The organism is Ruegeria sp. CDSA246, from assembly GCF_059611225.1.
In genome coordinates this window covers 61,117-78,805 of sequence record NZ_JBXWPD010000006.1, presented here as the reverse complement: position 1 = coordinate 78,805, position 17,689 = coordinate 61,117, and the positions used below count along the sequence as shown (strand labels likewise).

At 57.0% G+C, this 17,689-nt stretch carries 19 protein-coding genes; 9 read left to right on the top strand and 10 right to left on the bottom strand.

Translation table 11 applies throughout. From position 1 onward, the window contains the following. Positions 1-15: 15 nt before the first annotated feature. The gene (locus AC2FI9_RS09055) at positions 16-1,491 is read right to left on the bottom strand and encodes a sulfatase family protein (RefSeq protein WP_496767106.1); all 1,476 of its coding nucleotides are present in this window, start codon (positions 1,489-1,491) and stop codon (positions 16-18) included. A gap of 215 nt (positions 1,492-1,706) precedes the next feature. Here AC2FI9_RS09055 and AC2FI9_RS09050 point away from each other — a divergent pair, with 215 nt between their 5' ends. The 8 genes from AC2FI9_RS09050 to AC2FI9_RS09015 all read left to right on the top strand — a co-directional run bounded on the left by AC2FI9_RS09050 (position 1,707) and on the right by AC2FI9_RS09015 (position 7,845). Further along, entirely contained in the window at positions 1,707-1,982 is a 276-nt protein-coding gene (locus tag AC2FI9_RS09050; RefSeq protein WP_496740164.1) for a DUF6525 family protein, read from the top strand. Positions 1,983-2,230: 248 nt separating this feature from the next. Next, positions 2,231-3,907 carry a 30S ribosomal protein S1 gene (gene rpsA / locus AC2FI9_RS09045; protein ID WP_058279471.1) on the top strand — a complete coding sequence of 559 codons (1,677 nt, stop codon included), beginning with the start codon at positions 2,231-2,233 and terminating at the stop codon, positions 3,905-3,907. Positions 3,908-4,178: 271 nt separating this feature from the next. Beyond that, positions 4,179-4,463 carry an integration host factor subunit beta gene (gene ihfB / locus AC2FI9_RS09040; RefSeq protein ID WP_037310872.1) on the top strand — a complete coding sequence of 95 codons (285 nt, stop codon included), beginning with the start codon at positions 4,179-4,181 and terminating at the stop codon, positions 4,461-4,463. A gap of 7 nt (positions 4,464-4,470) precedes the next feature. Further along, positions 4,471-4,821 carry a lipopolysaccharide assembly protein LapA domain-containing protein gene (locus AC2FI9_RS09035; RefSeq protein WP_496735491.1) on the top strand — a complete coding sequence of 117 codons (351 nt, stop codon included), beginning with the start codon at positions 4,471-4,473 and terminating at the stop codon, positions 4,819-4,821. 11 nt (positions 4,822-4,832) lie between these two features. Continuing rightward, complete coding sequence (locus AC2FI9_RS09030; RefSeq protein WP_496767105.1) at positions 4,833-5,474, top strand: phosphoribosylanthranilate isomerase; 642 nt, start codon at positions 4,833-4,835, stop codon at positions 5,472-5,474. Between the two features lie 46 nt (positions 5,475-5,520). Then, entirely contained in the window at positions 5,521-5,856 is a 336-nt protein-coding gene (locus tag AC2FI9_RS09025; protein WP_496767104.1) for a hypothetical protein, read from the top strand. A gap of 67 nt (positions 5,857-5,923) precedes the next feature. Continuing rightward, positions 5,924-7,171 carry a tryptophan synthase subunit beta gene (trpB, locus tag AC2FI9_RS09020; RefSeq protein WP_496767103.1) on the top strand — a complete coding sequence of 416 codons (1,248 nt, stop codon included), beginning with the start codon at positions 5,924-5,926 and terminating at the stop codon, positions 7,169-7,171. Between the two features lie 50 nt (positions 7,172-7,221). Beyond that, positions 7,222-7,845, top strand: coding sequence for a class I SAM-dependent methyltransferase (locus tag AC2FI9_RS09015; RefSeq protein WP_496767102.1), 624 nt, complete (start codon positions 7,222-7,224; stop codon positions 7,843-7,845). 31 nt (positions 7,846-7,876) lie between these two features. Here AC2FI9_RS09015 and hmuQ read toward each other — a convergent pair whose 3' ends face one another. From hmuQ to AC2FI9_RS08970, 9 genes are all read right to left on the bottom strand, one after another. Beyond that, entirely contained in the window at positions 7,877-8,197 is a 321-nt protein-coding gene (hmuQ, locus tag AC2FI9_RS09010; RefSeq protein WP_496767101.1) for a heme-degrading protein HmuQ, read from the bottom strand. A gap of 84 nt (positions 8,198-8,281) precedes the next feature. Further along, on the bottom strand, positions 8,282-8,659 hold the full coding sequence (locus tag AC2FI9_RS09005; protein WP_496767100.1) for a DUF2237 family protein: 378 nt from the start codon (positions 8,657-8,659) through the stop codon (positions 8,282-8,284). A gap of 9 nt (positions 8,660-8,668) precedes the next feature. Continuing rightward, positions 8,669-9,832, bottom strand: coding sequence for a serine hydrolase domain-containing protein (locus AC2FI9_RS09000; RefSeq protein ID WP_496767099.1), 1,164 nt, complete (start codon positions 9,830-9,832; stop codon positions 8,669-8,671). Between the two features lie 82 nt (positions 9,833-9,914). Beyond that, positions 9,915-10,595 (bottom strand): aminoacyl-tRNA hydrolase, encoded by a 681-nt coding sequence (gene pth / locus AC2FI9_RS08995; RefSeq protein WP_496726824.1) that lies wholly within the window; start codon positions 10,593-10,595, stop codon positions 9,915-9,917. 90 nt (positions 10,596-10,685) lie between these two features. Beyond that, on the bottom strand, positions 10,686-12,566 hold the full coding sequence (locus tag AC2FI9_RS08990; RefSeq protein ID WP_496767098.1) for a DUF3604 domain-containing protein: 1,881 nt from the start codon (positions 12,564-12,566) through the stop codon (positions 10,686-10,688). A 201-nt stretch (positions 12,567-12,767) separates the two neighbouring features. Then, positions 12,768-13,424, bottom strand: coding sequence for a 50S ribosomal protein L25/general stress protein Ctc (locus tag AC2FI9_RS08985; RefSeq protein WP_496767097.1), 657 nt, complete (start codon positions 13,422-13,424; stop codon positions 12,768-12,770). A 266-nt stretch (positions 13,425-13,690) separates the two neighbouring features. After that, positions 13,691-14,857: an alpha-hydroxy acid oxidase gene (locus tag AC2FI9_RS08980; RefSeq protein WP_496767096.1), complete on the bottom strand. Its 1,167-nt coding sequence runs from the start codon at positions 14,855-14,857 to the stop codon at positions 13,691-13,693. Positions 14,858-15,010: 153 nt separating this feature from the next. Continuing rightward, a complete protein-coding gene (gene trpA / locus AC2FI9_RS08975) occupies positions 15,011-15,802 on the bottom strand; it encodes a tryptophan synthase subunit alpha (RefSeq protein ID WP_496767095.1) in 792 nt (263 codons plus the stop codon). A 79-nt stretch (positions 15,803-15,881) separates the two neighbouring features. After that, positions 15,882-16,367 carry an acyloxyacyl hydrolase gene (locus tag AC2FI9_RS08970; protein WP_496767094.1) on the bottom strand — a complete coding sequence of 162 codons (486 nt, stop codon included), beginning with the start codon at positions 16,365-16,367 and terminating at the stop codon, positions 15,882-15,884. A gap of 198 nt (positions 16,368-16,565) precedes the next feature. On the opposite strand from AC2FI9_RS08970, the gene ychF reads away from it, so the two are divergent. Beyond that, on the top strand, positions 16,566-17,663 hold the full coding sequence (gene ychF / locus AC2FI9_RS08965) for a redox-regulated ATPase YchF (protein WP_496767093.1): 1,098 nt from the start codon (positions 16,566-16,568) through the stop codon (positions 17,661-17,663). Positions 17,664-17,689 lie beyond the last annotated feature (26 nt).

Below are 17,689 nucleotides of genomic sequence, written 5' to 3'. Positions count from 1 at the left end.
TGTAAAATGCCTGCGCTAAAGCGCGGGTCCTTCACGCAGCTTTTCCTGCTCGGACGGGGTGGGCGTGTGATTGAAGACAAAGGCCGTGCGGCAGGCTTCTTCTCCGCCCAGGTCTTCGATTTTCTTTCGCTGGTCGGCAAAGGCGCGGGCGTTGACCCCTTCGGGGTCACAAATTTCGCGCAGACGGCTTTCCCCTTCGACCAGCGCAGTCCGAACCTGCGGGTCATTTACCCGATCCAGCGCGCGGTTGGTCTGTTCTTGAGGATCGGTTGACAGGTCGAACAATTGCGGGGGCTGACCGACATAGTAGACGTATTTCCACTTGCCCCATCGCACCATGAAACTGCCGGTTTTTGACCCACCATCGTGGTATTCGCTGAAACCGGTCCGGTCGGGGTCGTCCGGTGCTTTGGCCAACCCGATCAGAGACAAGCCGGGTTGACCCGCGTTGCCGTCGTCGTCTTCGACGCCGCAGACGTCCCGGGCGGTTGCAGCGATATCGGTCAGATTGGTGCATGTGGTGACACGCCGGCCGACCGGGATACCCGGGCCCGCCGCGATCATCGGAATTCCTGCACTGGCCTCATACATCACCTGTTTGGTCCAAAACCCCTGATCCCCCATCATGTCACCGTGGTCCGAGACATAGATCACGACCGTATTTTCGGCCTGACCACTGTCGGACACGGCTTTCAGGATGCGCCCCACGCAATCGTCCATCAATGAGGTCAGGCCATAATAAGCCGATTTCGCCTCGCGCATTTTCTGTTCGTCAAAATAGTCATCGTAGTTGAAGAACGCAGCGATGTTGCGCAGCTCTTCATGATCCGGCAGCCCTGTGCCATACCCGACCGGCAAATCCATATGAGCTGGATCGTAAAGGTCGTACCATTCCTTGGGACAGGTCAGGGGACAGTGCGGACTGACCAGCGACATGAATGCAGCCCAGGGTTTGTCCTGGCGTGTGGGATCGGCCAGCCATGCCTCGGCTGCTGCGGTAATGTCCAGATCGTAATCGGTATAGGTGCTGGGCCCGACGCCCACATCGCCCGCCAACTCGGATGCCGAATCATAGTCTGGTGGGTTTTCGCGCAAAAGCCCAACGGCCCAGCCGACACCTCCGACCACGTGCATCGGCAAGACCTCCTGGGAGAAGCCATTGTCGTCTTCGTTGGACCTGAAATGCAGTTTTCCAATAGAGACGACCTCGCGCCCGGCGTCGCGCACCTGCCTCATCCAGCTGCGCGGGCGCCCGTCATAGGGGGTTGCGCTGTCCCAGTTTCCTGTCGTGTGAACCCAGTCTCCGGTCGCAAGCGCCGCCCGTGTGGGTACGCACATGGGAGAGGGTGTGTAGGCGGACTCAAACATCGTTCCGCGCGCGGCCAGTGCATCCAGATTGGGCGTTTTGACAATCGGATGGCCAGCGCATCCCATTGCGTCTTTGCGGTGTTCGTCTGAAATGATGACGAGAAAGTTCAGGTCTTGACGCATGAGATCCTCCGACTTTTTCAAAGCTTCGCAAGTGGCGCAGACTTTGCTGTTCGAAACACGACATTCTTCGCAGGAATCGGGAGTTGCGCCTAACGAGAGTGGTTGCACATGGTTTTTTCAAATGTAATAACATAGCAAAAGTATCGAGTGAGCATGACGATATCCGTTGACACCCGACAGTCTGGGTTCGTGCGTGCCGATGAATGGAGCGCACAATGACTGACCGCAGAAAGAACCGAAACTTGCGCAGCCGGATCAAACGCCGCCGGCGGACGGGAGCGCCAATGCAGGCCTATGATGCGTTGCCTGCCGAATTGCGATGGTGGCTTGCCTCGGCTTGTCTGCCGTGGAGCCCGGCCTCGGCGCTGCGCATTTGGCATAAAGTAGGCGGCGCGCATAATCCAGATGATGCCTGTTCGCGATTGAATGCGATTGAGCAATCTATGTTGCAACGGGACGGGCGCGTTTGGGACATGGCGCGCCGAGTGTGACGGCGGCCGATGCCCTGTATATCAAGGCTTTCCTCTTGCACATGTCGGGAATTCCGCATATACGCGCGCTGTCAACACAAGGGCGGTCAACGTCCGGATGACGTTACTGAGCAGGGCCGGGTCACCTCGGCCCTTTGTGTTTGTTTGCTCAGCGGCGCACCGGGTCACGTCCGATGACACCATGAAACAAGACCGGCGGAGACAACCGCTCGGCCAGTAAAAACGTATGTAAAGGAAAACACTGCCAGATGGCTGATACAACCATGGAGGAATTCGAAGCCCTCCTGAACGAAAGCTTCGAAATGGACACGCCCGAAGAGGGTTCTGTTGTCAAAGGCAAGGTACTGGCGATCGAAGCCGGCCAAGCCATCATCGACGTTGGCTACAAAATGGAAGGCCGCGTTGATCTGAAAGAATTCGCGAATCCCGGCGAAGCTCCTGAAATCGCTGTTGGTGACGAGGTAGAAGTCTACCTGCGCGCCGCAGAAAACGCCCGTGGCGAAGCCGTTATCTCGCGCGAGATGGCCCGCCGTGAAGAGGCATGGGACCGTCTGGAAAAAGCATATGCCGACGACCAGCGCGTCGAAGGTGCAATCTTTGGCCGCGTCAAAGGTGGCTTCACCGTCGATCTGGGTGGCGCAGTTGCGTTCCTGCCCGGCTCGCAGGTTGACGTTCGCCCCGTGCGCGACGCTGGCCCGCTGATGGGTCTGAAGCAGCCGTTCCAGATTCTGAAAATGGACCGCCGCCGTGGCAACATCGTTGTGTCGCGCCGCGCTATCCTGGAAGAATCGCGTGCCGAACAGCGTGCCGAAGTCATTGGCAACCTGACCGAAGGTCAGACCGTCGAAGGCGTGGTCAAGAACATCACCGAATACGGTGCGTTTGTTGACCTGGGCGGCGTTGACGGCCTGCTGCACGTCACTGACATGGCATGGCGTCGTGTGAATCACCCGTCCGAGATCCTGACGATCGGCGAAACCATCAAGGTTCAGGTCATCAAGATCAACAAAGAGACCCACCGCATCAGCCTGGGCATGAAGCAGCTGCAGGAAGATCCATGGGATCTGGTTGCTGCCAAGTATCCGCTGAGCTCGGTCCATCAGGGTCGCGTCACCAACATCACCGACTACGGCGCGTTCGTCGAGCTGGAAGCCGGTGTCGAAGGTCTGGTGCACGTGTCCGAGATGTCCTGGACCAAGAAAAACGTCCACCCCGGCAAGATCGTTTCGACCAGCCAGGAAGTCGACGTCATGGTTCTGGAAATCGACGGCGCCAAGCGTCGCGTGTCTCTGGGCCTGAAGCAGACCATGCGCAACCCGTGGGAAGTGTTTGCAGAAACACACCCCGAGGGCACCGAAGTCGAAGGCGAAGTCAAAAACATCACCGAATTTGGTCTGTTCATTGGCCTCGAAGGCGACATCGACGGCATGGTTCACCTGTCCGACCTGTCGTGGGACGAACGTGGCGAAGATGCGATCCAGAACTACCGCAAAGGCGACATGGTTTCGGCCGTTGTCTCGGAAGTTGACGTGGAAAAAGAGCGTATCTCGCTGTCGATCAAAGCCCTGGGTGGTGACAAGTTCGCAGAAGCCGTTGGCGGCGTGAAGCGCGGTTCGATCATCACTGTCGAAGTCACTGCGATCGAAGATGGCGGCATCGAGGTGGAATACGAAGGCATGAAGTCCTTCATCCGTCGTTCCGACCTGTCGCGTGATCGTGCAGAGCAGCGCCCCGAGCGTTTCTCGGTTAACGACAAGATCGACGTCCGCGTCACTAATGTCGACAGCAAGACTCGCCGTCTGGGTCTGTCGATCAAGGCACGTGAGATCGCCGAAGAGAAAGAGGCCGTGGAACAGTACGGTTCTTCCGACTCGGGCGCATCGCTGGGCGATATCCTGGGTGCAGCGCTGAAATCCGGCGACTAAGCTCAGGTTGGATTTTCAGCCGAGTTTACGGCCCCGTGCAGACGCGCGGGGCCGTTTTTGTTGCGAATCAATATGTTCCAAAATTTGGGCTTATTGCGGCCGTCGTTCACGCTTTAAGAGCGGATTTTGCCTGAACAAGCAAAAAATCGCGCGACTTTGCTGTAAAATGAATGCTTTGCACACAGAGTTTACGTTCCCCCGATCACGGTTTTTTCCTATACTGTCCAGAAGTATAGACATGGTTAACCGGTCGCCTGGGAGGGTAACACTCATGATCCGTTCAGAACTGATTCAGAAAATCGCCGACGAAAACCCACATCTCTATCAGCGTGATGTCGAGCGGATTGTGAATACCGTGTTCGAAGAAGTGACAGATGCTATGGCGCGTGGCGACCGTGTTGAACTGCGCGGCTTCGGTGCCTTCTCGGTCAAACAACGTGACGCGCGTGTTGGCCGCAATCCTCGTACGGGTGAGACCGTGCAGGTCGAAGAAAAATGTGTTCCATTCTTCAAAACTGGCAAGTTGCTAAGGGACCGATTGAACGGTAAAGCCTGACACCATGATGCGTTACCTTCGATATGCTTTCCTGGCGATCCTCGGGATCGTTCTTGTGTCAATCTCGCTGGCCAATCGCCAGATCGTCGAGTTGAAGCTGATGCCGGATGCCCTGGCCGAGTTGCTGGGGCTCAATTTCTCAACGTCTTTGCCACTGTTCATCGTGGTGCTGGGCGGCGTCGTGGCCGGTCTGATCATCGGCTTCCTGTGGGAATGGCTGCGCGAGCATAAACACCGCCGCGATGTCTCGACCAAGACCGGAGAAGTGCGCAAGCTTGAGCGTGAGGTCAAAAAGCTCAAGAAAAAGCAGAATGAGGGCAAAGACGACGTTCTGGCTCTGCTGGACGAAGCCAGCTAAGGCACCTTTATATGACCGATGTAGCTGTAAAAATCTGCGGGCTAACCGCACCCGATCACGTGCGCGCTGCGGCTGATGCCGGTGCACGCTACGTCGGCTTTGTCTTTTTCTCAAAATCGCCACGGCATCTGGACCTTGATGCCGCGGCAGGGCTGTCGCAGCTTGTTCCTGCAGGCGTGGCCAAGGTCGCGCTGACCGTGAATGCGACGGACGAAGAACTGGACCGTATCATCGCACGCGTGCCCTTGGACATGTTGCAATTGCATGGCAAGGAAACACCCCAGCGGGTTTCAGAAGTACGCGACAGGTTTGGCCTGCCGGTGATGAAGGCAATCGGCATCGCCGAGGCTGAGGATCTGAGCGCGATTGATCTGTATTCTGAAGTGGCTGATCAATTGCTGATCGACGCGAAGCCGCCGCGCACCTCCGAACTGCCGGGTGGCAACGGGCTTGCCTTTGACTGGAGATTGCTGGCAGGCCGGAAATACTGGCGAAAGCCGTGGATGCTGGCCGGGGGACTTACTCCGGACAACGTCGCCGAGGCGATCCGTATGACCGGCGCAAAACAGGTTGATGTGTCTTCCGGCGTCGAAAGTTCGCCCGGAGTTAAAGACTCCATTAAGATTTCTGAATTCGTTTCCGCCGCCCATTGATCTGCTTGCTGACCTCCCCCGTATATAACGTCGGGGAGGAACAAAGATGCTTGCAGCGATTGGCGGGGTTACCCTGAACCATTGGTACAACGCGCCAGAGTTCTTTTGGCGTGCAGGACAGGCATTGAAGCAGGCGCGCGGAGACCCATTATGCGAGCATGCGCAGATGTTCCCTCACGGTGGGCTCTACTTTTCACTCAGTGTTTGGCAAGACGCCGAGGCCATGCTGACATTTGCCCATTCGGGACCACACAGGCGCGTTCTTGCGGTGTCAGACCGGTTGTCCATCACGCACGAGTTCCACCATTTCTCATGCATTGCTGTTCCAACCGAAGAACAGGCCCTGCGGATCTGGAAGCATCGATACAGGCCCACAGAATGATACGTTTTGCCATGGCAAAACCTGTCAGCACCTCCTATGAACAACGGGTACGACGAGGGAGACACCCATGGCCAACGATCTATTCAATTCCTTCATGTCCGGTCCCGACGAACAGGGCCGCTTTGGCATCTTCGGCGGACGGTTTGTCAGCGAAACGCTGATGCCGCTGATTCTGTCGCTGGAAGAGGAATATGAGAAGGCCAAGGATGATCCGACTTTCTGGGCTGAAATGGACGATCTGTGGGCGAACTACGTGGGTCGCCCCTCGCCGCTGTACTACGCGGAACGCCTGACTGAGCACCTGGGCGGCGCGAAGATCTATCTCAAGCGCGATGAGCTGAACCACACCGGCGCACACAAGATCAACAATGTTCTGGGCCAGATCATTCTGGCGCGGCGCATGGGTAAAACCCGAATTATTGCGGAAACCGGGGCAGGGCAACACGGCGTGGCCACCGCCACCGTCTGCGCCAAGTTTGGCCTTAAGTGTGTCGTCTACATGGGCGCGCATGACGTACAGCGTCAAGCGCCCAACGTGTTCCGTATGCGTTTGCTGGGTGCCGAAGTGATTCCGGTGACGAGCGGCAGAGGCACGCTGAAAGACGCGATGAACGACGCGCTACGCGACTGGGTGACCAATGTGCGCGACACGTTCTACTGCATCGGCACTGTGGCGGGCCCGCACCCGTATCCGGCGATGGTGCGTGACTTCCAGTCAATCATCGGCAAGGAAGCTAAGGAGCAGATGCAAAAGGCCGAAGGCCGTTTGCCCGATACGCTTATCGCCGCCATCGGCGGTGGGTCGAATGCGATGGGTCTGTTCTACCCGTTCCTTGACGACAAGAGCGTCAACATCATCGGTGTTGAGGCGGGCGGCAAAGGTGTGAACGAAAAGATGGAGCATTGCGCTTCGCTGACCGGCGGTCGCCCTGGTGTGCTGCACGGTAATCGCACGTACCTGCTGCAGGATAATGACGGCCAGATCCTTGAAGGCTATTCGATCTCGGCCGGTCTGGATTACCCCGGCATCGGGCCTGAGCATTCCTGGCTGAATGACATCGGTCGCGCGAACTATGTCTCGATCACCGACAAAGAGGCGCTGGAAGCGTTCCAGCTGTGCTGTGCAACCGAAGGCATTATCCCCGCGTTGGAACCCAGCCACGCGCTGGCACATGTTATGAAGATCGCGCCAGAGCTGCCCAAGGATCACCTGATCTGCATGAACATGTGCGGGCGCGGCGATAAGGACGTTCAGACTGTGGCCAAATACCTGAACTTCGACATGTCCGATACCGAAGGACGTACTGCTGGCTAACGACTACCCGGGGCTTTGCGTCCCGGGTCTTTCATGCCACGCTGGTGGGCATGCAGGACGCGTCCAGTTCAGATAAACTCGCTCAAAAATACGATGCCGCGGCACCCGGCTGGGCGGATAAGATGCGTCTGCTGGGCTATTTTGACGCCTATCTGGGGTTTCTGTCGACTGGTTCAGCAGATGATTTAGGCCGGAACGGGCTGGATGTCGGGTGCGGGACCGGCGCTTTTGCCGAGGCACGTGCAGTCATTCAACCCAAAGGTCGGGTCACTCTGCTCGAGCCATCCGGGAAAATGCTGAAACAGGCCGAGGGTGCATTGGCCCAAAGGGGCGTTACGACCCAGACTGCCCGATCACGGTTGGAGAAATTTCACCCAGCCGAGCCCTTTGATTGCATTCTCGCCGCCCATGTCCTTGAACATTGCAGCGACCCCACCGATGCCCTACACCACATGCGCAGGCAGGCCACGCCAGCGGCAAAGCTATGGCTGGTCGTTAGCAAACCGCACTGGTGCAACGCGATTATCTGGCTTCAATGGCGTCACCGGTCCTACAGGCCGCAACAGGTGGCCAAGATGCTAAAGGATGCGGGGTGGCTGCTGGAGGCGGAGCACAGTTTTCCAACTGGTCCGCCCTCGCGCACATCGCGTGGCTATCTGGCGCGCGCCGTGTAAACATCAATCCGGTGTTGGCGACATGGATTGATCAGTTCTGATGCAAAACCGTTTCGAACCCCTCGAACTGAGGTGGTCCCACCAGAGCCGACTGCGTCTTGCCGTTGCCAGCGTTTTTGTGCGCATCCCGGAATTGTTGGGACTTGGTCCAGGCTTCGAAATCGCTGCGATTGTCCCAGATCACATGGCTGGAATACAGCCGATATCCGTCGTCTTCGGGGCCTTTCAGAAGGCGAAACTCCTGAAACCCTTGCAGTTCTTTCAAGCGGCTTTCGCGGTCTTTCCAAACGGATTCGAAATCGGCTTCGTTGCCCAGACGGACTTTGAAGCGGTTCATCGCGATAAAGCTCATAGCCTACCTCGTTTTTAACGGTTTTGCGCTTGCTAAACAAAGTGTCGGCTGGCGGGTTTCTTTGATGTGGTTTTGTCCCCGAGGTCAATCGGGTTTCGCGGCGTATTCGCGTAAGATTCCAATAGGGACGATGTCCAGCGCCCGCTGATGTGTGGCCTCAAGGTCGGCCTTGGGCGCGCAGCCCTCGTCATGGGCCTGCAGGAAACGCCCGGCACAAAGGCACCATTTGTCACCGGGTTTGAGACCGGGAAAGTCGAATTCAGGGCGCGGTGTGCTCAGGTCATTGCCGACATATTTGGAATAGGCCAAAAACTCGGCCGTCATGACCGCGCAGACCGTGTGACTGCCCTGATCTTCGGCGCAGGTGTTACAGGCCCCGTCCCGAAAGAACCCGGTCTGTGGATCGCGGGAGCAGGGGGCAAGGACGCCCCCCAGAACGTTTATGCTGTCCAGTTTTTGCATGAGCACACCTTACAGGCTTTGAGCGATCGTGCGGAACATTTCTATGTTCGCCTCGTTGACACCATCGTCGCGGAAATTGCGATCAGCCCCGGTTGCGACGATAACAACACCGCGCGGTTGGTCGAAATAGATGTACTGGCCATATACGCCACGGGCCAGAAACTCACCTTCATGCGCGCCAAGGGGGATCCACCACTGATAGCCATAGCCGATCTCTCCGGCCTTGGTGGGGGCGCTGGGAAAAACGGATTCCGCAATCCACTCAGCGGGCACGATCTGCTGGCCATTATGCTCGCCGTTTTGCAGGATCATCTGTCCAAACCGGGCAAAGTCGCGAGTAGTGAAGTTCAACCCGCCCAAGACGAAAGCCACGCCAGCACCGTCGGTGACATAGTAGCCGTCGCGTTCAAGGCCCAAAGGTTCAATGATCTTTTCGGTCAGCAAATCAGCCACAGATCGGTCCGTCGCACCGCGAACAATCATGCCGATAACGTGGGTGTCGATCGAGACATATTGCCATGTCTCGCCGGGCTCGACGAACGTTTCGTTCAGCGAGGCGGCAAAGTCATCCAGCTCTCCACCCAGGGCGACGACGCGACCCATTCGGTTGATGTCGGAGTTGTAGTCCAGATAGTCCTCGTCGAAGGTCACACCGCTGGCCATGTTCAGAACATTGCGGATCGTTGCGCCGTCATAAGCGGTGCCCTGCAGTTTCGGGGCGTATTTGACCACCGGATCGTCCAGCGAGTCGATGGCGCCTTCGGCCATCAGGATGCCGAACAGGGCGGACAGATAGCTTTTGGCGACCGACCAGGATATCCGGCGATCCTCGGGGGCGGTCCCCAAATAGTATTCTTCGAACCTGATCTGCCCGTCCTGCATCACCAGCAAAGAGGTTACGGCCCGGTCTTCGACCCATTTGTCCGTGCCCTCGGGCAGGTCAAAACCGGGGCCGTAGGGCAGTTCGAATGTCGCACCTTCCCCCCTTAGCAGGTCGACAGTCAGGAAGGCGTCATCCATGTGAGAGAAGTTGTAAATGATCTTTTCTTCGGAAAACAAAGAGTTCACTGCCATCAGGCGCTGAATCTCTTCGCGCTTCCAAACGCCAACGACCACCGCTGCCAGCACCAACATCAAAACGATGCGCAGCACCCATTTCATCAGGGTTCGCATATGTTACCTCCCGCTTTTGGTGTGCATTGGAGCGCGGACTGGCGCAGTTCGCAATTGAGACGTAGCGGCACCATCGTTGGCCTTACTTGAACTTGTCCATCAGTTTTTGCATGGCGGACCTGGTGTCCGCCTCGGGTTCAGGCGTAGCTGCAGCGACCGATTTCGAGGAGGCCGCAGCGGTTTTTGATGACCGTGGCGGTGCGGTGCGCAATGCGACCGCGTTCATGAATCTGCCACCATCGCCATCTGCCAAATGACCGGCACCGTCGGAAACCCCCCGCAAGACGTCTTCCAGCCAATCCGAATCTGCCTTGGCAAAGTCACTCAGGACATAAGGCGAGACCAGTTCTTTGCGGCCCGGATGCCCAATGCCCAGACGAACTCGATCATAGGCCGGGCTGATATGGTCATGGATCGACCGCAGACCGTTATGCCCGGCGTGACCTCCACCTGCTTTCGCACGCACCTTACCGGGCGCAAGATCCAGCTCGTCGTGAAAAACGGTCACATCTGTCGAGTCCAGCTTATAGAAGCGCATGGCCTCACCCACGGATTGACCCGAGCGGTTCATGAAGGTTTGTGGCTTGATCAGCAGCACCTTTTCCGAGCCCAACCGCCCCTCGGCGATTTCTGCCTGGAACTTTGATTTCCACGGGCCGAAACCGTGATCGTCGGCAATCCTGTCCAGTGCCATGAACCCGATATTGTGCCGGTTCCGGGCGTATTTCTGCCCCGGATTTCCCAGTCCGACAAAAAGTTTCATGACTCTGCTCTGCGCCTCCTAGTAGGACTTGCCCCTCATGCCCCGAAATGGATCGAAAATCCAGTGATGGCAAGGTGCAAAAGACGAGCTTCAGCCTTTGGGCGTGTACCAGATCGGAGAGGTATAGGCGCGTTCGGTTGTGGTCATCGGCACGTCGGCATCCATCTGGACGTTGAACCTTTTGGCCTCATAGGCCGTCCAGCGCGGCGTCGGGATTTCGATGACGCGGACATAGTAGAAGGCCCGCTGCGACGGGTCGAAATCCGGGTCCTGCCAATAGGTGATCAATTCCGGTGCACCAATTGTGTTGGTCCAAGTCGCGTTTCCCACATCGACCGTGTTCCCGACCAAAGGCAATTTTCCGTCTGCGTCGGGCACACGATCTCCGCCCCATGCCACGTCATAGACCTTTTCTCCGCGCGTCCCGTCTGCGTTCAGCCACCCTTTGATGACCTGTACACGGTCGAGATTGCCGCTATAGGGGTCTTTCAGCGCTGCGATCAGGAAATTCGGTGCACCGTCGCCGGTTCTGGCGGGTAGATCCGAACCCATCGGTACGCCCTTAGCGTAGCCAAGATCGGCAGGCAGGCGAGACAGAGCATCTTCTTCTGCAAAATCCCAGCCGCCGAAGAACCGCACCAGCATACGCGAACCGGTGGTGCCGTAGACTTCGCGCCGCTCGAGCGCGTCAAAGATCGCCTCGCGGGTATTCTCCATGGCCCAAACAGCAGCATATCCACCCGAGGCCTGTTTCCAGCCATAGATTGAGAACTCGGGGTCGGGGGCTTCGATAACCAAATGTTCCCAGCGGTTTGGCTCCGGTTCCACGCCGGAATGCTTGCCAAAGAAGTTCTCCTCTTCCACGGCTGCCATGCCAGTATGCGCGTCAGTCGAACCAATCTGACCGACCTTGTAGGGGTTGATGCCCAGTTGTTCTTCCAGCATCAGACCGGTTTTGTAAGCCTCGCGGGAATACTCGTATTGCAACATGTCCTGAGTTTTGGCTTCGGTCCCGTTCAGGTTTGACGCGTCCCACGTGTCAAAATCCGCGAATTCGTCATCGGGGCTGAGAAACGGATGCGCTTCACTGTCACCTTTGATCTGCGTAGTTTCGATGACCGGTTCGAACCGTGCACGCAGGCGCGCGTTTTCTTCCGATAAGGGCGTCCCGTCAAAGTTCGAAACTGAAAACAAGCGACCATTGGACAGGTTGCCATTATGGGGAATTGCAAGCACGTCACCGCCTGTCCGATCCTCATAGTCGGCCAGGTGTGCCCATAGGTCTTCAGGGTTCTTACTGTCGAATTGCGAGAACGGAAGTACCTGATTGGCGTTGGCCGCAGCATCCCGGAAGATCACGTTGCGGTGGATGTTGTCTCCGCCCTCAGACGTCCACTCGTAACCGATTAGAGCGGTAAAGACGCCGGGCTCGTTGTACTGGTCCGCAAGGGCCGTATAGTTCTGCCAAGCGTCCTTGATGGCTTTGGGATTGTCGATCGGGGGCTCATTCCCGGACAACGACGCCACGATTTCCATAGCGGTGGCAAAGACAATGTCGTTGTCGTTGCTGGTAAGCGCGTCGTACCAGGCTTTGCCTTGCGGGGTCGACAGAACATTCTGATCCCCGCCAAGTAACTGGGGCATTAGCCCATACATTTCGGCATGGTCCGAGACTACAAGCCAATCCAGTGGTTGGGAAAGCTTTGCCTGCAATCCATGCGTCGTAGTGACTTCGTGGCCTCGCGCGAACCGAAACGCGTCCTCTTGGCTAAGACGGGTCATGGTTCCGGCGTCAACGGACACCTGGGTATGAAGATGTGTGTCACCCCAAAGCGGTCGGGTCGGAAAGTTTCTACCGGCATATGGCGAGAAATGATCAGACGTGAAACGTTCAGCAACGTCATCCTTACTGGGCAGAGTGTCCTGCACTTGCGCAGTGACCGAAGATCCGAAACCGACGCTGACGGCCATTGAAATTAGGGCTGGTAGAAAATTTGATTGGGGTCTCATGATCGCGTGCTACGCTGAACTATTCGATGAGCTGGTGGCATTCCAATTGGGCCACTGGCAGCGAACTTAGCACAGTCTGCGATCAAATGCGAAAATGTGCATTTGAAAAAAACGGGGCTCCGATGGAACCCCGTTTCATTTTCAGTACAGTTAAGCCTGAACTTACTCTTCGGCTTCCTGACCGACGACTTCAACTTCGTCTGCGGCCACTTCACCTTCTTCACCCTCTTCGTCGTCGCTTGTCGACAAACCAGTCGGTGCCGAGATGTTCGCGATCACGAAGTCACGGTCGATAGTCGGCTTGGTGCCTTCGGGCAGATCGACCGACGAAATGGTGACAACGTCGTTGATGTTCATGCCGGTCACGTCAACGGTGATTTTCTCAGGAATATCACCTGCGGTGCACATCAGTTCGACCTCTGGACGGACAACGGTCAGAACGCCGCCCTTCTTGATGCCGGGTGCTTCTTCCTCGTTGATGAACTCAACCGGGATGAACAGCGCGATTTTGGTGGTGCGACGCAGGCGCATCAGGTCCAGGTGGGTCGGCAAGTCTTTGACGACGTCACGTTGAACGTCGCGGCAGATGACGCGAACGTCTTCCTGGCCTTCAACCTTCAGGTTCCACAGGGTCGACTTGAACCGGCCAGCTTTCAGGCGCTTGAACAGTTCGTTGAACGGGATCTGGATCGGCAGCGGTTCTTTGTCGCCACCAAATACGATGCCCGGAACCATGCCGTCGCGGCGTGCCTGACGAGCGGCGCCCTTGCCTGTCCCCGTCCGTTCCAGAGCTACGAGATCAGGAATCTCTCCAGCCATGATAATTCTCCAATGTTAGGGCGGGCATCCTCCAAGGCTGTATGCCCGCGTGAAGCCGCGTCCTTAGCTTGAATTGTCAGGTTTGAAAAGGGGTTTTTCGCGGTCTTCATACTTTGCGAGGCTCTGCCTCGCGCTCCGGGATATTTGGGGCCAGATGAAGATCGGATCCCGTGCTTCATCTGGCAGAAAATATCTCGGGGGAATCGCAGCTTGCTGCGGTGGGGCAGAGCCCCCTTTGAAATGGTTTGCTGGAAGGTTTTGCGAGATCAGGCTTGCCATCGGCCGCCGAAACCCTCGGGGATCAGCAGGTTGTGACGACCCAGACTGCTCACATTCCGCTCGCCGCACAGGGCCATCGTGGTGTCCAGCTCTTTGTGGATGATATCCAGCGCAGTCGTGACACCTTGTTGGCCCATCGCACCCAGCCCATAGACAAAAGCGCGACCGATGTAAGTACCCTTGGCCCCAAGTGCCAGCGCTTTGAGAACGTCCTGCCCGGACCGGATGCCACTGTCCAGATGGACTTCGACGTCATCACCAACTGCGTCCATGATTTCAGGCAAGACACGGATCGAACTGAGCGCTCCATCCAACTGCCGCCCGCCGTGGTTTGAAACAACGATGGCATCTGCGCCCAGTTTAGCTGCCATCCTGGCGTCCTCGGCATCCAGAATGCCCTTCAGGATAACCTTGCCGCCCCACTGCTCCATCAACTTTTCGACCTTTTTCCAATCGAGGCTGGGGTCGAATTGCTCGGCCGTCCACGCGCCCAGCGATGAGGCATCAGAAACGCCTTCGGCATGACCAACGATATTGCCAAACTCGCGCCGATGTGCGCCCAGCATCTCGATCCCCCAAGCCCATTTGGTCATGAGGTTTGCGATTGTCTTGGCTGTCAGTTTCGGAGGCGCGGACAAGCCATTTTTCAGATCTTTGTGGCGCTGCCCCAGAATTTGCAGGTCCAGGGTGATCACCAATGCGGAACATTTGGCATCCTTGGCGCGCTGGATCAGGCGACCGACATAATCCTGATCCTTCATTGCATAAAGCTGGAACCAAAAGGGTTTGCTTGTATGCCCTGCGACATCCTCGATCGAGTTGATCGACATGGTCGACAGGGTGAAAGGCACGCCGAACTCCTCGGCAGCCTTTGCGGCCTTCATCTCACCGTCCGCGTGCTGCATGCCTGTCAGGCCAACGGGGGCCAGAGCCACCGGCATCGCAACATCCTGCCCGATCATCTGCGATGCAGTCGAGCGTCCGTCCATATCCACGGCGACCCGCTGGCGCAGCCTGATATCTTCGAAATCCGAGCTGTTCTCGCGGAAGGTTTGTTCTGTCCAGCTGCCGCTTTCGGCATAGTCGAAAAACATGCGCGGCACGCGGCGTTCGTAGATACGTTTCAGATCGTCGATATTGGTAATGACGGGCATGAGGTTCGGCCTTCGCAGTATTGGTGATGTTTGTTACCAACCATTTAAGGCCCTCGCAACGCTGGGATGTTGTGAGGCAACGTCACGTATCCCGGGGCAACAAAAAACGCGGCCGGACAGGGCCGACCGCGTTGAAAATTGATCAGGTCTCAATCAGGCTGAGTGTGCGCCGTCAGCCAGAGATTTTACGAAATCCAATACTTCGCCGGTGGGCTTGCCCGCAGCGATCTGGCTGACGATAGCAGAGCCGACCACTGCACCATCAGCAACAGTTGCGATTGCCTGTGATTTTTCAGGTGTATTGATTCCGAACCCGACGATCACTGGTAAATCGGTTGCGGATTTGATGCGGGCGACCTCGGGGCCAACATTTGTAGCTTGGGCTTCGGCCGCACCGGTAATGCCGGTGATTGACACGTAATACACAAAACCCGATGTGTTCTGCAGAACGCGCGGCAGGCGTTTGTCATCGGTTGTTGGCGTGGCCAGACGGATAAAGTTCAGACCTGCAGCTTGTGCGGGCAGGCATAGCTCTTCATCTTCTTCTGGTGGCAGGTCGACGACGATCAGCCCATCAATTCCGACCTCTTTGGCATCTGCAAGGAATTTGTCGACACCGCGGCTGTAGATCGGATTGTAGTAGCCCATCAGCACAATCGGAGTGGTGTCGTCGGTTTCGCGAAACGCTCGGGCCAGATCCAATGTCCGCTGCAAAGTCATGCCGCTGTCCAGTGCGCGTTGACCGGCGGCTTGGATCGTCGGCCCGTCTGCCATCGGATCGGTAAAGGGCAGACCCAGTTCGATGACATCGACACCTGCGCCGGGCAGGCCCTTTACGATTTCAAGCGAAGTCTCAAAATCTGGGTCTCCGGCCATGATGTAGGCGACGAACGCCTTCTTTCCCTGTTCTTTCAGAGAGGCGAACTTGGCGTCGATACGGGTCATAAGCTGTCCTTGCAATCAGGTTCAGACCTGATGTGCAGAAACTTTGAAAAGAAATCAATCCCGGTTCGCTGCGCAGCCCCTAGAACGCAAGGTGGTATCGCAGCAGCACAGAATTGACGCCCGGGTTTTCCTGTTGCGTGCTTGCATTCGATTTATGCGTAATCGCAACAGAGACTTTGTTGCCGCTGTTCAGCGTATAACCGACGCCCAACAGGCTGCGGATCTGGAAACTGCCGCCCAGGTCGTTCAGTTCCTCTGATTCAGAGAAATAGCCGGGCATGACGCTGCCCTCTACGAACCAGCGTTCCGCGAAGCTATATGTACCGATCAGGCCAGCACCCACATGAACGTCACCGGCTTCGTCCACGGTCAGCGCACCACCCCATGTCGCGGACAGGCGCGTTGCCTCGTAGAAAGGGCGATGATGGTATTCGACCGAAAAGGCGGCCTGGTCTTTTGCGTCACTTTCGGAAAAATCTGCATATCCGGCACCGAAGACAACTGATTGTGCGTGTGCGGAGGTCGTGGCGAAAAGAACCCCAAGGGCAAGAACGAAAGATCTCATGTCAGCATTCACTATTCAATTTTTCTAAATGGCTAATTGGTGATTCTAGTGCTCTCGTTTCAATGTGCGCAAGCGCACAAAGCCGTGACAATCAATTGTGTTGTCAAAACGCCCTTGCGTACCTAATGCGCCCGCTGGCTTGCGCATTGTGCCCGACCTGCATAGAAGCTGCGCTCGAATGCTATGCAGGAGGCCGTCATGGGCTTTAAAATGGGAATCGTGGGTCTGCCGAACGTGGGTAAGTCGACCCTCTTCAATGCGCTGACCAAAACCGCAGCTGCGCAGGCGGCTAATTTCCCGTTCTGCACGATCGAACCCAATGTGGGCGATGTGGCCGTCCCCGACGACCGGCTGGACAAGCTGGCCGCCATCGCAAGCTCCAAGCAAATCATCCCGACGCGCATGACCTTTGTGGATATTGCCGGTCTGGTGAAGGGTGCTTCGAAAGGTGAAGGGCTGGGCAACCAGTTTCTGGCCAACATCCGCGAGACTGATGCCATTGCCCACGTGCTGCGCTGTTTCGAAGATGGCGATGTGACCCACGTGGACGGCCGCGTCGATCCTGTGGCCGATGCTGATACCATCGAGACCGAGTTGATGTTGGCCGATCTGGAAAGCATCGAAAAGCGCCGCGCCAATCTAGTGCGAAAGCTGAAAGGCAATGACAAAGAGGCGCAGCAGCAGGAACGTTTACTGGCTGAAGCGCAGGCGATGCTGGAAGACGGCAAACCCGCGCGTCTGGTCGAAGTCTCTGACGAAGACGCCAAGGCATGGACGATGCTGCAGCTGCTGACCACAAAACCGGTTCTCTATGTCTGCAACGTGTCCGAGGAAGAAGCCGCCGAGGGTAACGAATATTCCGCCCGCGTGGCTGAAATGGCCGCCGCTCAAGGCAATTCCCACGTCATCATCAGCGCCAAGATCGAAGAAGAGATTAGCCTGCTGGAAGAAGACGAGGCGCAGATGTTCCTTGAGGAGATGGGTCTGGAAGAGCCCGGCCTCGACCGCCTGATCCGTGCCGGCTATGACCTGCTGAAACTGGAAACCTATTTCACCGTTGGCCCGAAAGAGGCCCGCGCCTGGACCATTCGCACGGGCACCGCCGCGCCGCAGGCCGCTGGTGTGATCCATGGCGATTTCGAAAAAGGTTTCATTCGCGCTGAGACGATCGCCTATGACGACTACATCGCTGCGAATGGCGAACAGGGCGCAAAGGAAGCAGGCAAGATGCGGGCCGAAGGTAAGAGCTACATCGTCAAGGATGGCGATGTGATGCATTTCCTATTCAACACTTAAGGGTGCGCTGGGCGCGAACACCATTC

Coding starts and splice junctions, on each gene's coding strand:
- AC2FI9_RS09055 (WP_496767106.1), bottom strand. CDS start 1,491: ATGCGTCAAGACCTGAACTTTCTCGTCATCATTTCAGACGAACACCGC.
- AC2FI9_RS09050 (WP_496740164.1), top strand. CDS start 1,707: ATGACTGACCGCAGAAAGAACCGAAACTTGCGCAGCCGGATCAAACGC.
- rpsA (WP_058279471.1), top strand. CDS start 2,231: ATGGCTGATACAACCATGGAGGAATTCGAAGCCCTCCTGAACGAAAGC.
- ihfB (WP_037310872.1), top strand. CDS start 4,179: ATGATCCGTTCAGAACTGATTCAGAAAATCGCCGACGAAAACCCACAT.
- AC2FI9_RS09035 (WP_496735491.1), top strand. CDS start 4,471: ATGCGTTACCTTCGATATGCTTTCCTGGCGATCCTCGGGATCGTTCTT.
- AC2FI9_RS09030 (WP_496767105.1), top strand. CDS start 4,833: ATGACCGATGTAGCTGTAAAAATCTGCGGGCTAACCGCACCCGATCAC.
- AC2FI9_RS09025 (WP_496767104.1), top strand. CDS start 5,521: ATGCTTGCAGCGATTGGCGGGGTTACCCTGAACCATTGGTACAACGCG.
- trpB (WP_496767103.1), top strand. CDS start 5,924: ATGGCCAACGATCTATTCAATTCCTTCATGTCCGGTCCCGACGAACAG.
- AC2FI9_RS09015 (WP_496767102.1), top strand. CDS start 7,222: ATGCAGGACGCGTCCAGTTCAGATAAACTCGCTCAAAAATACGATGCC.
- hmuQ (WP_496767101.1), bottom strand. CDS start 8,197: ATGAGCTTTATCGCGATGAACCGCTTCAAAGTCCGTCTGGGCAACGAA.
- AC2FI9_RS09005 (WP_496767100.1), bottom strand. CDS start 8,659: ATGCAAAAACTGGACAGCATAAACGTTCTGGGGGGCGTCCTTGCCCCC.
- AC2FI9_RS09000 (WP_496767099.1), bottom strand. CDS start 9,832: ATGCGAACCCTGATGAAATGGGTGCTGCGCATCGTTTTGATGTTGGTG.
- pth (WP_496726824.1), bottom strand. CDS start 10,595: ATGAAACTTTTTGTCGGACTGGGAAATCCGGGGCAGAAATACGCCCGG.
- AC2FI9_RS08990 (WP_496767098.1), bottom strand. CDS start 12,566: ATGGCCGTCAGCGTCGGTTTCGGATCTTCGGTCACTGCGCAAGTGCAG.
- AC2FI9_RS08985 (WP_496767097.1), bottom strand. CDS start 13,424: ATGGCTGGAGAGATTCCTGATCTCGTAGCTCTGGAACGGACGGGGACA.
- AC2FI9_RS08980 (WP_496767096.1), bottom strand. CDS start 14,857: ATGCCCGTCATTACCAATATCGACGATCTGAAACGTATCTACGAACGC.
- trpA (WP_496767095.1), bottom strand. CDS start 15,802: ATGACCCGTATCGACGCCAAGTTCGCCTCTCTGAAAGAACAGGGAAAG.
- AC2FI9_RS08970 (WP_496767094.1), bottom strand. CDS start 16,367: ATGAGATCTTTCGTTCTTGCCCTTGGGGTTCTTTTCGCCACGACCTCC.
- ychF (WP_496767093.1), top strand. CDS start 16,566: ATGGGCTTTAAAATGGGAATCGTGGGTCTGCCGAACGTGGGTAAGTCG.